Consider the following 13,285-nt stretch of genomic DNA (forward strand, 5'->3'; position numbering starts at 1 on the left):
ACCACGGGTCGGCGCGCCCGGATGCCGACATGCAGTCCAGGCGCAACATGCGCGCTTCCCACGGAATCGGGCAATAACGGGAAGTTTCGGAACGATATATGGGGCGTAACTTGGTGTTACTCATGCGTAACCCGTGCATTCATACGGTTGATCCATCAACTGGATCCGGGGGGGGTCCATGCTCAGACATAGGACGCCAGACATGACGCAGGACAGCGCCACCCTCAGCCCGGTGCGACCGACACGACGGGTGGTCACTCGCACCGCCGTCTGGACCGTGCCGGTGATCGCGGCGGCGACGACCGCACCGGCCTACGCCGCGTCGCCGTGCAACCTGCGCGTGGGACAGGTCCTGGACTGGGACGGCTCCGCGGTCGCGTACACCAAGACGAGCGCGACGGAGGCGTACGCGGTCCTCGACCCGGACGCTGCGGGCCCGATCCCCGGCCTCCGTCTCGACGTCAAGGCGTCCTACGTGGGAAATATGGTCGCGGGCACGGAGGGCGGAGACACCAGCCAGACGATGACGCGCCAGGCCGCGGTGGGCGGTCTGAACGTGTCGGGGCTGGGCCTGATGCAGGCCACCACCTCGAGCGCGCCCAACACCCCTGCCGGGACAACCCGTGGTTACGGTGATCGCGGCACCTACACCTTCACCTTCTCGCGAGCCGTGTCCAACCTCGTGTTCACCATCACCGACATCGACTCCTCGACCGACGACTTCCGCGACGCCCTCATCATCAGCGGGGGCTACGTCGTGGAGAGCCAGGCGCCCGGGATCACGGCGATCACGAACAACAACAACCAGCCCGTCAACTGGTTCCAGGGAGCCGACGCCAACTTGCCGCAGGACGACACGGCTGGAAGCGGCGGCAACCTGCGCATCAAGTTCGCCGGACCGATCTCGACCTTCTCCATCACGTACTGGAACCGGCAGACTGCCTACGACCAGAACATCGACACGAATCAGCGGATCTTCGTCAGCGACATGACCTTCGACTACAGGCCCTGCTGATCCGACCCCTTCCCGGTGTCGGAGCCGCGGGGTAGACCTGTGCCATGACGTCTCGGGACTCCACGCACTGCACCTTCATCCCGCCCTGGCTCGCCGAGCGGGTCGACGGCGCCGAGCGGGCCGCGCTCGACGACGCGCTGCGCACCCGCCGCGGCGTGGAGGCACGGTCCGCGCGCCGGACCGTCGTGCCGGGTGGTCCGGCCTGGACGGTCCACGACGCCGGCTCGACGACGTCGCTGCCCGGCGAGGCGGTTCGCAGTGCCGGTGACCCCGAGTCCGGCGACGTCGCGGTCGACGAGGCCGCCGTCGGGATCGAGGAGACCCTTGCGATGTTCGCCGAGGTGCTCTCGCGCGACTCCCACGACGACGCCGGGGCGCCGGTGAGCCTGACCGTCCACTACGGCTCGCGCTACAACAACGCCTTCTGGGACGGCACCCAGCTGGTCTTCGGCGACGGCGACGGCCAGGTCTTCGAGCGCTTCACCAAGCCGGTCGACGTGCTGGCCCACGAGTTCTCCCACGCGGTCGTCGAGCACACCGCGGGGCTGGTCTACCAGGGCCAGTCCGGCGCGCTCAACGAGTCGGTGGCCGACGTCTTCGCCTCCTGCCTCAAGCAGCGGCTGCTCGGCCAGGCCGCCGCCGAGGGCGACTGGCTGATCGGGGAGGGCATCTTCACGCCGAAGGTCGCGGCGCGGGGGCTGCGCGACATGGCCGCTCCCGGCACCGCCTACGACGACCCCGAGCTCGGCACGGACCCGCAGGTCGGCCACATGGACGACTACATCGACACCACCGACGACAACGGGGGCGTCCACCTCAACTCCGGCATCCCCAACAAGGCCTTCCAGCTCGCCGCCGTCGCGGTCGGCGGCACGGCGGTCGAGGGTGCCGGCCGGATCTGGTACGACGCGCTCGTCGGCGGCGACGTGGCCGAGGACGCCGACTTCGCAGCCTTCGCCGCCGCCACGGTCGCGGCCGCCGGGCAGCACGCCGGGGCCGTAAGCGAGGCGTGGGCGCAGGTGGGCGTCGAGCCCGCCACGGGGTCACCGGTGTCGACCGGGCCCGGCCGGCTCCGGGTCGAGCGCAGCGGCGGCTTCATCGGCCGCACCGAGACGGCCGAGGTCGACCTCGACGACGACCTGCGCGGGCTGGTCGAGCAGGCGGCCCTGTCGACGGCCGGGACCGACGAGCCGCCGCGGCCCGACATGTACGTCTATACGTTCACCGTCGACGACGGCGAGCCCGTCCGGGTCCCGGAGCAGCGGCTGACTCCCGGCCAGGCCGAGCTGGCGCGGCGCGTGATCGACGTCGGCACGGCGCCGGCGTGAGCCCTCTCCACCCCCTCGGGTGAAAGGCTCGCGCTCGGCTCGCAACACTCTGTCAAGGTCACTTTGACAAACTGTGAATCGGAGTTACTGTTCGCTGGCCGCGCGGGTCCTGTGGGTGGTCATCTGACCAGGGAGTGGTCCAGCGCGGCACACGCGAGACGGGCACGGTGCCCGCTCGACATCCGACAGGGGTTCTATCAGCATGCCCATTTTCAACTCGACGCACTCGCGCGGTGTCATCGTCCTGGCCGCTGCGGCCGTCCTCGCCGTCGGTGCCGGCTCCGGTGCCGTCGCCGGGTCCATGATCACCGGCAAGGACATCAAGAACCGGTCCATCGAGGCCCAGGACCTCGCGCCCGGTGCCGTGACCGCGAGCAAGGTGGAGAACGGCTCGATCACGCTCAAGGACCTCAGCTCCGGCCTCAAGGCCGAGGTGGGCGCGGCGGGTGCCGACGGCGCCCCGGGTCCCAAGGGTCCGGAGGGGCCGCGCGGTCCTCAGGGTCCCAAGGGTGACGCCGGCTCGGTGACCTACTCCGGCGCCGACTGGAGCATCATCGACCGCAACGTCATCGGCAACGGCGACTCCTACCTCCGCTCGGGCCCGTCCGTCGGCGCCGACATCAAGCCGCCCATGGGCATCGGTTCCCTCGGGCTGCGCACGGGTTCGCCCGAGGACAAGGCGTCCTTCGGCAACCAGGTCGACTTCGCGGGTGACGCGCTCGCCTCGATCTCGACGGTGAGCTTCTGGGAGTTCACGACCGGCGAGAACCGCGCCAAGTACGTCGACAACGCCGCGAGCGTCTCGATGGAGATCAACCCGAACAAGTACGGCTCGGGCTACAGCACGCTCAACTACGTCGTCCGCAACCTGCCTGCCAACGCGTGGACCAAGGTCGAGACCGGCGACGCCAGCTGGTACCTCACCGGTGCCGCCGGCACCGGCAGCGGCTGCAACCAGACCACCTACTGCACCCTCGAGCAGGTCAAGGCAGCCATGCCCGACGCCACGCTCTACACCGTGCAGGTCGGCAAGGGCCGCGACTACGCCTTCTCCGGCGCGATCGACGCCCTGCAGATCAACTCCACGACGTACGACTTCGAGCCGTTCGGCGTGGTCGAGACGACGGACTGACCGACGTCCGAGCTCTCCTCGGTACGGCCCGTTGCGCTTCGGCGCGACGGGCCGTCCGTGCGTCGTGGCGCATCGACCTCCTTGCGGGTGACCAAGGGTGTCCGGTCGGCCAGTAGGTTCGACCGCATGCCCCGACTGCGGCGAACGTTCCCCGACCAGCCGGGCTGGACCCGACGCAGGTCGGGCAAGGGCTTCACCTACCTCGACGAGCAGGGGGGCCGCCTCGACGCCGAGCAGGTGCAGCGGTGCAAGGACCTCGTCATCCCGCCCGCCTGGCGCGACGTGTGGATCACGCCCCACGCCAATGGGCACCTCCAGGCCGTCGGCACCGACGACGCCGGTCGCAAGCAGTACCTCTACCACCCGCAGTGGCGGGCCAGCCGCGACGCCGCGAAGTTCGACCGGATCCTCGGCTTCGGCAAGGCGCTGTCGAAGGCGCGGGAGCGGGTGCTGACCGACATCGGCGCGGAGACCATGTCGCTCGAGCGTGCGTGCGCGGTCGCCGTACGCCTGCTCGACCTCGGCTACTTCCGCATCGGCAACGACGTCTACACCGACACCAACGGCTCCTTCGGCCTGACCACGATGCGCAAGGACCACGTCTCCAAGCACGGCGACTCGTTGCGGTTCTGCTTCGTCGGCAAGTCCGGCGTCGAGCACACCATCGACATCGACGACAAGTCCGCCATTGAGGCGCTCCAGGTGATGCGCAAGCGGCGCGGCGGTGGTGACGAGCTCCTCGCGTGGAAGGACGGCAAGACCTGGCGCGACCTCGGCGCCAGCGACGTCAACGACTACATCCGCACGTGCTTCGGCATCGAGGCGACCGCCAAGGACTTCCGCACGTGGCACGCCACGGTCATCGCCGCGGCCGTGCTCGCCGACACCGACGAGAGCGGCGAGACCAAGGCCTCGCGCAAGCGTGCGGTCTCGGGGGCGATGAAGGAGGTCTCGGAGTTCCTCGGCAACACCCCGACCCTGGCGCGGACGGCCTACGTCGACCCGCGGGTCGTGGAGGCCTACGAGCGCGGGCGCACCATCAAGGTGCGCGGGACGTACGACACCGACGACGCGCGCCAGGCCGCCCTCGAGCGTGCCGTGCTCAAGCTGCTCGCTGCGTGAGCACGGCCCGCGAGGAGGTCAGAGGTTCTCGACGACGAAGTCGATCGCGCCGGTGAGCTTCTCCACGTCGGCCGGGTCGATCGCCGGGTACATCGCGATCCGCAGCTGGTTGCGGCCGAGCTTGCGGTAGGGCTCGGTGTCGACGACGCCGTTGGCCCGCAGCACCGCAGCGATCTTCGCCGCGTCGATCTCGTCATCGAAGTCGATCGTGCCGATCACGAGCGAGCGGTCGGCGGCCTCGGTGACGTAGGGGGTCGTGTACGCGGTCCGCTCGGCCCAGCCGTACAGGGCGTCCGACGACGCCGTGGTCCGCTCGACCATCCCCTTGAGGCCGCCCTGGCCGTTCATCCAGTCGAGCTGCTCGGCCATCAGGAAGAGCGTCGCGACCGACGGGGTGTTGTAGGTCTGGTTCTTCGAGGAGTTGTCGATCGCCGTCGGCAGGTCGAAGAACGGTGGGATGTAGCGGTCGGTCGCAGCGATCTCCTCGGCCCGCGCGAGGGCGCGCGGCGACATGAGGGCGACCCACAGGCCGCCGTCGGAGGCGAAACACTTCTGCGGCGCGAAGTAGTAGGTGTCCACCTCGTACAGGTCGACCGGCAAGCCGCCGGCGCCGGAGGTCGCGTCGACCAGGACGATCGCGTCGTCGGCCACGCCCGCCGGACGGCGTACGGGCGCCATGACCGCGGTCGAGGTCTCGTTGTGCGCCCAGGCGTAGCTGTCGACGCCCTCCTCGGCGACGGCCTCGGGCCGCGAGCCCGGGTCGCTCGAGATGACGGTCGGGTCGGCCAGCCAGGGCGCCTTCTTCGCCGACGTGGCGAACTTGGAGGAGAACTCGCCGAAGGCCAGGTGCTGGCTCTTCTCGCGGATGAGCCCGAAGCAGGCGATGTCCCAGAAGGCGGTCGCGCCACCGTTGCCGAGGACGACCTCGTAGCCGTCGGGCAGGTCGAAGAGCGCGGCGAGGCCCTCGCGGACCCGGCCCACGGTCTGCTTCACCGGCGCCTGCCGGTGGGACGTGCCCATCAGCGTGTCGCCGGTCGCGGCGAGGGCGTCGAGGTGGCTGGTCTGGATCTTCGACGGGCCTGCTCCGAAGCGGCCGTCGGCGGGCAGGAGCTCGGCGGGGATCTTGAGGGCGTCGGTCATGGAGGAACCTCACGTGCGATGAACGGCGGGCCCTGACGACGCTGTCAGATGAGTCCCTATCCTTTCATCCGCCGCCGGGACGTCTCGAAGGGGGACTCACACGATGGACACCGACCTCCGCATCGAGCGGCTCCCGATCACGCATCCCGACGCGATGCTGCTGGTCGAGGCCGTGCAGGAGGAGTACGTCCTGCGCTACGGCGGGCGGGACGAGTCGCCCATCGACGCGAGCGACTTCGAGGACCCCCGCGGACGGTTCTTCGTCGGCTACCTCGACGGGGTGCCGGTCGCGACGGGCGCGTGGCGCCGCAGCACCGTGGAGGCGTTCGGCACGAGCCGCACCGCCGAGATCAAGCGGATGTACGTCGTCCCGGCAGCCCAGCGGCAGGGGCATGCCCGGCGGATGCTTGCCCACCTCGAGACGACGGCTGCCGCGGCCGGGATCGAGGCCCTGGTGCTGGAGACCGGGCTGAAGCAGCCCGAGGCGATCGCGCTCTACCTCGCCTGCGGCTACGAGCCGGTCCCCGGCTTCGGCTACTACTGTGGCTCGGACCTGAGTCGCACCTTCGGGCGGCGTCTCGAACTACACGGTTGATGTTCGCGAGAACCCCGGGCGGGACGTCGCGCACCGACCTACGGTCGCCGGGTGCGCGCATCGTCGTGGGTCGCCGCAAGGGTCGTGACGCCCCTTGCGCTGCTGGCGACCCTGCTGGCCGGTGCGACCTCCGCGTCGGCGGAGGAGGGGGCGCCGTCCTTCAAGGACACGCTCGCCAGCACCACCGTCACCAGCTCAGCGCCGTACCTCATGCCCGTGGAGCCGTACGCCGGCTACCAGCCGCAGACGAAGTGCCGTCGCAAGGCCAAGCCGGGCGTGCTGATGCTCGCCGACTGGCTCGTCGCCCGCGGCGGTGGCTACGGGGCGATCTTCCGCGAGTGCGCCGGGTCGAGCACGAGCGAGCACAAGGAGTCGCGCGCCTTCGACTGGGTGCTCGACGCGACGAGCGAGACCGACCAGGCGCTGGCCGCGGCCCTGCTCGCCGAGCTCTTCGCCCCCGACGACACCGGTGAGCCCACCGCGCTCGCGCGCCGGATGGGAATCATGTACGTCATCTGGGACGACACGATGTATGCGTCCTACGACGAGTTCGTCGCCAAGCGCTACCTCAGCTCGGGTTGCCGCAACCGACGCACCTGCTCGCCGACGCTGCGCCACCGCGACCACCTGCACATCTCGCTGACCCGACAGGGCGCCAAGGGCCTGACGTCCTGGTACGCCGCGCAGGTACCGGTCACTCCGTAGGCTGGCCGCGTGACTCGTGGCCTGATGCTCAACGACGCCGACTGCGGCTTCTGTATGCGTACGGCCGCGCTCGTGCCGCGCCTCGGCGTGGACATCGATGCCTCCACGATCCAGGCCGTCGACCTCGACGCGCTCGGCGTCGACGCGGAGCGCGCGCAGGTCGAGATGCCGTACGTCCACCCGGACGGTCGGGTCGACTACGGCCACCGCGCGTTCGCCGCAATCCTGCGCACCGGCCCGCTGCCGTGGCGCGTGGTCGGTCGGCTCATGACCACCCGGCCCATCGACCCCGTCGCACGCCGGGCCTACCACTGGGTGGCGGCCAACCGGTCGCGCCTGCCCGGCGGGACCGCTGCCTGCGCACTGCCGCAGCCGGGCGAACGCTAGCCCCAGGCGGAGTCCCAGCCCTCGACCTCGGAGGCGGGGCGGGTGCTCGGGCCGGCGTAGACCGCCGACGGCCGGATCAGGCGACCGGTGGTCTTCTGCTCGAGGATGTGCGCCGACCACCCGCCCGTACGGGCGCAGGTGAACATCGACGTGAACATGTGGGCCGGCACCTCGGCGAAGTCGAGGACGATCGCCGCCCAGAACTCCACGTTGGTCTCGAGCACGCGGTCGGGCCGGCGCTCGCGGAGCTCGGCGAGGGCCGCCTTCTCGAGCGCCTCGGCGACCTCGTAGCGCGGGGCGTCGAGCTCCTTCGCGGTCCGGCGCAGCACCCGCGCGCGGGGGTCCTCGGCGCGGTAGACGCGGTGCCCGAATCCCATCAGCCGCTCGCCGCTGTCGAGCAGCTCCTTGACGTACGTCGTCGCGTCGCCGTCGCGCTTCTCGACCTCCTCGATCATCCCGAGCACGCGCGACGGGGCGCCGCCGTGCAGCGGTCCGGACATCGCGCCGATCGCGCCGGAGAAGGCGGCGGCCACGTCGGCACCGGTCGAGGTGATGACGCGCGCAGTGAAGGTGGAGGCGTTCATGCCGTGCTCGGCGGCCGAGGACCAGTAGGCGTCGATGGCGTGCGCGTGCTTCGGGTCCGCCTCGCCGCGCCAGCGGATCAGGAACCGCTCCGCGAGCGTCTTGCCCTGGTCGACGTCGGCCTGCGACACGACGGGCTTGCCGAGGCCGCGCGCTGACTGGGCGGCGTACGACAGCACCATGACGGCGACGCGCGACAGGTCGAGGCGCGCCTGCTCGTCGGAGATGTCGTAGGTCTGACCCATCCCCAGCATCGGCGCGAGCATCGCGACGGCGGCCTGGACGTCGGCACGGACGTCGCCGGTGTGGATCGAGATGTTGTAGGGCTCGGCCGGCGGGAGGCCGGGGGTGTAGGAGCCGTCGACCAGGAGGCCCCAGACGTTCTCGAACGGCACCCGCCCGACGAGGTCCTCGATGTCGACCCCGCGGTAGCGGAGCGCGGATCCCTCCTTGTCGGGCTCGGCGATCTGCGTCTCGAACGCGACGACACCCTCGAGGCCGTGGTGGATCTCGGTCATGCGACTCCCCTGTCGATACGGAACGGCTCATTGTGCACCGCGTCGTTAGTCTCGCGACATGGACCTCACGACGGACCTGGCCGGACTGCGCGAGGAGTACGGCCGCGGCGGGCTCGACCTCCCGGACCTGGTCGACGACCCGATCGAGATGTTCGAGCGGTGGTTGCAGCAGGCCGTCGACGCCGGCGTCCACGAGCCCAACGCGATGGTGCTGGCGACCGCGACCCCGGACGGCCGTCCGTCGAGCCGGATGGTGCTGCTCAAGGGCGTCGGCCCGGACGGGTTCGTGTTCTTCACCAACCAGGCCTCGCGCAAGGGCGACGAGCTCGGTGCCAACCCGCACTGCGCGCTGCTCTTCCCGTGGCACCCGCTCGAGCGGCAGGTGCGCGTCGAGGGCGTCGCGTCGGTGCTCGGCGACGGCGAGGTCGCGGCCTACTTCCACTCGCGCCCGCGCGGTGCTCAGCTCGGTGCCTGGTCCTCGCACCAGTCCCGCCCCGTCGCCTCGCGCGCGGAGCTCGCCGAGACGTACGCCGCCGTGCAGGAGCGCTTCGGGACCGAGGACTCCGACGGAGAGGTGCCCGTGCCGCCGGAGTGGGGCGGCTACCGGGTGCGGCCCGAGGTCGTCGAGCTCTGGCAGGGCCGGCCCAGCCGGATGCACGACCGGCTCGTCTACCGCCGGTCCGGAGCGGGTTGGTCCGTGGAGCGGCTCGCGCCGTAGCTGCGAGGGACGTCCACGATTTCCCGGGCGCGCTGGGACCGTGGAGTCGATAGCCTCCCACCCATGCACAAGGCGCCGGAGCGGTTGCACGTGCGGCTGGCCGCTGATGCCGCCAGCGTGCCCGCCGTACGCCGGTTCGTCGTCGACGGGCTGACCGCGTGGGGTGAGGTCGACCTGGTCGAGGCCGCCGAGCTGGTGGCCAGCGAGCTGTCGAGCAACGCGGCCCTGCACGCCGCGGCCGAGTTCATGCACGTCACGCTCGAGCGGCTCGTGCGTCCCGGCAGCGTCCGGGTGTCCGTCGAGGACGACGGCCCGGTGCCGGTCGCCGCGGTGCGCCCGCGGGTGCGCCTCGACGACGACCCCGACTGGCCGGACCTGGGCGCCACCGGTCGCGGGCTGGTCATCGTGGCGATGGTCGCCGGTCGGTGGGGCGTCGACGAGACCGCTGGTGGCAAGCGCGTGTGGGCGGACCTCGTCGACCACGACGACGGGCACGAGCCGGTGGAGCCCGAGGGTGTGGCCGGCACCGACACCGACACCGACGCCGTGCCGAGCACCCTCCCGCCGGGCTGGGCGCTCGTGCGGCTGCTCGACTGCCCGGTCGAGCTGAGCCTCCACCAGGACAGCCACCTCGACGAGCTGGTCCGGGAGCTGCAGCTGCTGTCCCTCGACGACGGCAACGACGACTCCGCGGCCCTGGCCGAGGAGATCCACGGCCTCCTGGTGTCCCCGACGCACGCCCGCCTCACGGGCCGCCGGGCCGCCGAGCGGGCGCGTGCGGAGGGCCGGGACTCGGTCGACATCGAGATGGCGATGCCCCGCGAGTTCGGAGGCCTGGTCGTCCGGCTGCAGGAGGCGGTGACGCGCGCCGACGTGCTCTGCGAGGACGGCCGGCTGCTGACCCTCGCCTCGCCACCGGAGCTGCGGACGCTGCGCGCCTGGATGACCCACGAGGTGCTGGCGCAGACGACGCACGAGGCCGCGCCCGTGCCGTGGCCGGCCTGGCCGCAGACCTCCACGCACCATGAAGGCAGCTCGGCCGGGAGTCAGCCGGGCTGAGCGTGGCCGTGAGGTCGGCCTGCTCGGACTGCCTTCGTGGTGCGAGGCCCCGGCAGGCCGAGCGCGGAGGCTGAGAGCAGCAGCGCACCGCCTGTCAGGAGGATCCAGGTCGGCAGGGCCGTCGGGATCCCGAGGAACGTCGTGATGCCGAGGATCCGTGCCATCCCCCAGGGCAGGAGGGCGAGCTGGTCGTTCCAGACGGTGAGGGCGTCCTCGAGGCCGACGGTGGCGAGCAGGCCGCCGAGCGCGAGCAGCACCGCACCGACCGTGCCGATCACCAGGGCCGTGGCCCGGCGTCGCCCGACCTGCGCCGCCAGCGACCAGAGCAGGGCGGCCAGGACCCAGCCGGCGAGCACCAAAGCCACGACGACGTACGCCGTCCGGACGCGCGGCTCGGCCCAGAAGGAGAACCAGTAGCCGCCGGGTCCGCGCCACGCGAGGACCGCCAGCAGGAGCAGCGAGCGGAGGACCACGGCTCCACCGACCGCGGTCGCGACGTGCCACGAGCGCGTCCAGCGGGTCGCGGCCGCGACCACCACGGCGAGCACGCCCCAGCCCAGGCCGACGGCGAGCAGGTGGCTCGGTGCGAGGAACCAGGTGAGCACCAGCCGGCTCCACACGACGGCCGCCACCGGGATCGCGACGACGAGGAAGCGTGGGACGCGGCCGGGGTCGGTCCACGGCCTCGCCGCCGTCCGGACGAGCGTGCGGCCGGTCCGGGTCACCCCGAGGGCGAGCAGCAGGACCAGCAGACCGCCGCGGGCCAGCCACGCCATCGGCAGGTCGCGGGCTGCCCGGACCTCGCCGATGCGCGCCGCGGTCAGGTTGTAGGCCGGGAGCGCCAGGTCGTCGCCGTACGTCCTCTGGTGTCGCGCGGCCGCGGCGTCGAAGCCCTGGCGGGCGCCTTCCCACGCCTGGCGGTCGCCACCCCGGTCGAGCCAGAGGGCGTGCCGCAGCGTCATCTCGCGGTAGGAACCGAGCAGCGCGAGGAGGTCGACCTGGTAGTCGAGCGAGGCGAGCAGCCGCTCGCGCATCGCCGGGTCACGATAGGTGGAGGCGTCCGTCTGCTCCACCAGGTCACGCATCGTCGTCGCGAGGTCGATCGCGTGCTGGCCGTCGTCGATCGCGGCGGTGACGCCGTCCAGGGTCGAGGTGCCGCCGTGGTCGCGGGCGATCGCGTTGAGCACGTCGAGCACCGCGCTGTCCCCGGTGAGGATGTCCCACTCGAAGAGCAGCATCTGCGGCGGCGGCTCGAGGCCCAGCGCGAAGGCACGCACCTCGGCGAACTGGGGGACGTACTGCCCGTGGGTGACCACCTCGCGGGAGTACGACATCGCCTGGGTGACCTTGGCGACGGTGTCGGGATCCGTCGACAGCCAGCGCCGGACCCAGTCGGCCGTCAGCCCGGCCGGGTCGGCGTCGGGGTCGCGGGCGAGCCGCGCGGCGACGTCGGAGTTGAGGTCGTAGAGCTGCCAGAAGCCCGTGGTCAGCAGCAGCGACATCGGTCCGGCCCGCCACGGGCCGCCGTCCTGGGTCCACGTCCAGATGCCCTCGACGTGCGGGTTGGCGGCGACGAACCGCTGCAGCGCCAGCTGGTGCAGGACGCCGAGGTCGTTGGGCACCGCGCCGAACGACTCGAACTCGCGCCGGCTCTGCATCTCGATGATCCGCCGCTGGTCGCCCCGCTCGAGGGTGTCGTTGAGCGGCAGCCAGGAGTAGAAGTCGCCGAGGCTGTACTTCGTCGACACCACAAGCCGCGGCGAGTCGACGCCTGCCAGCACCTCGTCGTACGACTCCGGGTCGGTGTGCATGTCGCCGACCGCGCCGACGCCGACGCTCCACGTGCGGAAGACGACGTCGGTGTCCGAGCGCTCGGCCGCGTCGGTGAACGCGTCGAGCATCGCGCGCACGGCCGGTGCGGTCGTCACCGAGATCTCCGAGTAGTAGCTCAGGCCCGGGGTGTTGTAGATCGAGCCGCCCTCGCCGATGCGCAGCACGATCCCGGACAGCTGGGGGAGCTCCGACCAGACCTCGTCGAGCGCGGCCTCGTAGACGTCCCACAGCTCCGGGTCGGTGGTGTCGAGGTCGTACTCGTCGGTGAGGTAGCGCTCGAGCGGCGTGCTCAGGCTGAGCATGTCGGTGCGCAGGTAGACGTCCAGGCCGAGGTCGTCGAGCTCGGCCCAGATCGGCCCGAACGCCTCGCGCACCGCGGTCGCGCGGGCGACGTACGCCGGATCGTCCTCGTAGATCTCCGGGATCGCAGCGAAGGTGACGTAGTCGAGGAAACCCGGCACGGCGACCGCGGTGTAGCCCTGCGCCAGCACGTGGTGGGCGTACGCGAGGACGCTCGCGCGGGCGTCGGCGAGGGCTGCCCGGTTGACGTACGGCGGCTCGTCGAGGAAGACGTCCTCGAAGGCACGGGAGTAGTGGGAGTAGTCGGTGCCGCCACGCCACTGCTCGGGGTCGGGGTCCACGCCGGCTGCGCCGAGGTCGACCATCCGGAAGGGCAACCGAGAGGTCACCTCGCCGACGCCCTCGGTGAGCGGCCGGTGGGCCCACGCCGCCTGCGCGAGGTCGTAGACCCCGCGCACCGCCCCGGTCTCGCTGGCGGCGGTGATCCGGAGCCGGCCGGCGGTGCCGGAGAGGCGGTAGGAGTCGTCGTCCTCGTCGCCGTCGCCGGAGGTGACGGTCAGGGTCGCGGTGTCGTCGGACGCGTCGGCCGTGGCCGCCTCGAGCTCGTCCAGCGCGAGCCGCACCCGCTCGGTGGCGGGCGCGTCGATCCGGGTGATCCGCGGGGGAGGTACGTCGTCGCGCGCAGGTGCGGCCACCAGCTCCTCGACCGGGACCTCCTTGGGCTCCACCCGGATGCCGAGGGCGCTGGAGATGCCGGCGGCGATCCCGAGGCCGAGCCCCGCCAGGACGAGCAGCGTGACGACGACCTGGAGCCCCCGTCGCGTGCGCACCAGCGGACTCTAACGAAAACC

At 71.5% G+C, this 13,285-nt stretch carries 12 protein-coding genes; 9 read left to right on the forward strand and 3 right to left on the reverse strand.

Translation table 11 applies throughout. The features are described 5' to 3' along the window. The first annotated feature begins 202 nt into the window (after positions 1-202). The 4 genes from JI751_RS16130 (at position 203) to JI751_RS16145 (ending at position 4,597) form a co-directional block, all read left to right on the forward strand. On the forward strand, positions 203-1,015 hold the full coding sequence (locus JI751_RS16130) for a hypothetical protein (protein ID WP_201938919.1): 813 nt from the start codon (positions 203-205) through the stop codon (positions 1,013-1,015). Positions 1,016-1,059: 44 nt separating this feature from the next. Next, the gene (locus JI751_RS16135; protein WP_201938925.1) at positions 1,060-2,343 is read left to right on the forward strand and encodes a protealysin inhibitor emfourin; all 1,284 of its coding nucleotides are present in this window, start codon (positions 1,060-1,062) and stop codon (positions 2,341-2,343) included. A gap of 202 nt (positions 2,344-2,545) precedes the next feature. After that, on the forward strand, positions 2,546-3,475 hold the full coding sequence (locus tag JI751_RS16140; RefSeq protein ID WP_201938926.1) for a hypothetical protein: 930 nt from the start codon (positions 2,546-2,548) through the stop codon (positions 3,473-3,475). Positions 3,476-3,601: 126 nt separating this feature from the next. Beyond that, positions 3,602-4,597: a DNA topoisomerase IB gene (locus JI751_RS16145; RefSeq protein WP_201938927.1), complete on the forward strand. Its 996-nt coding sequence runs from the start codon at positions 3,602-3,604 to the stop codon at positions 4,595-4,597. An 18-nt stretch (positions 4,598-4,615) separates the two neighbouring features. Here JI751_RS16145 and serC read toward each other — a convergent pair whose 3' ends face one another. Beyond that, complete coding sequence (gene serC / locus JI751_RS16150) at positions 4,616-5,737, reverse strand: phosphoserine transaminase (protein WP_201938928.1); 1,122 nt, start codon at positions 5,735-5,737, stop codon at positions 4,616-4,618. Between the two features lie 103 nt (positions 5,738-5,840). Here serC and JI751_RS16155 point away from each other — a divergent pair, with 103 nt between their 5' ends. From JI751_RS16155 to JI751_RS16165, 3 genes are read left to right on the forward strand one after another with little or no spacing between them, the layout of a single operon-like run. Further along, a complete protein-coding gene (locus JI751_RS16155; protein WP_236666403.1) occupies positions 5,841-6,332 on the forward strand; it encodes a GNAT family N-acetyltransferase in 492 nt (163 codons plus the stop codon). Between the two features lie 51 nt (positions 6,333-6,383). Next, the gene (locus JI751_RS16160; protein ID WP_201938929.1) at positions 6,384-7,037 is read left to right on the forward strand and encodes a VldE C-terminal domain-containing protein; all 654 of its coding nucleotides are present in this window, start codon (positions 6,384-6,386) and stop codon (positions 7,035-7,037) included. A gap of 9 nt (positions 7,038-7,046) precedes the next feature. Beyond that, positions 7,047-7,424 (forward strand): thiol-disulfide oxidoreductase DCC family protein, encoded by a 378-nt coding sequence (locus tag JI751_RS16165; protein ID WP_201938931.1) that lies wholly within the window; start codon positions 7,047-7,049, stop codon positions 7,422-7,424. Here JI751_RS16165 and JI751_RS16170 read toward each other — a convergent pair. Beyond that, positions 7,421-8,524: a citrate synthase 2 gene (locus JI751_RS16170; protein ID WP_201938932.1), complete on the reverse strand. Its 1,104-nt coding sequence runs from the start codon at positions 8,522-8,524 to the stop codon at positions 7,421-7,423. The genes JI751_RS16165 and JI751_RS16170 overlap by 4 nt on opposite strands. A 58-nt stretch (positions 8,525-8,582) precedes the next feature. Here JI751_RS16170 and pdxH point away from each other — a divergent pair, with 58 nt between their 5' ends. Together pdxH and JI751_RS16180 are read left to right on the forward strand one after the other, a co-directional pair. Next, positions 8,583-9,242 (forward strand): pyridoxamine 5'-phosphate oxidase, encoded by a 660-nt coding sequence (gene pdxH / locus JI751_RS16175; RefSeq protein WP_201938935.1) that lies wholly within the window; start codon positions 8,583-8,585, stop codon positions 9,240-9,242. Between the two features lie 63 nt (positions 9,243-9,305). Next, positions 9,306-10,301, forward strand: coding sequence for an ATP-binding protein (locus JI751_RS16180; protein WP_201938936.1), 996 nt, complete (start codon positions 9,306-9,308; stop codon positions 10,299-10,301). Here the strand turns inward: JI751_RS16180 and JI751_RS16185 are convergent. Next, on the reverse strand, positions 10,289-13,264 hold the full coding sequence (locus JI751_RS16185) for a hypothetical protein (protein ID WP_201938938.1): 2,976 nt from the start codon (positions 13,262-13,264) through the stop codon (positions 10,289-10,291). The two genes, JI751_RS16180 and JI751_RS16185, sit on opposite strands and share 13 nt — an antisense overlap. Positions 13,265-13,285 lie beyond the last annotated feature (21 nt).

The organism is Nocardioides baculatus, from assembly GCF_016735675.1.
Classification (GTDB): Bacteria; Actinomycetota; Actinomycetes; order Propionibacteriales; family Nocardioidaceae; genus Nocardioides; species Nocardioides baculatus.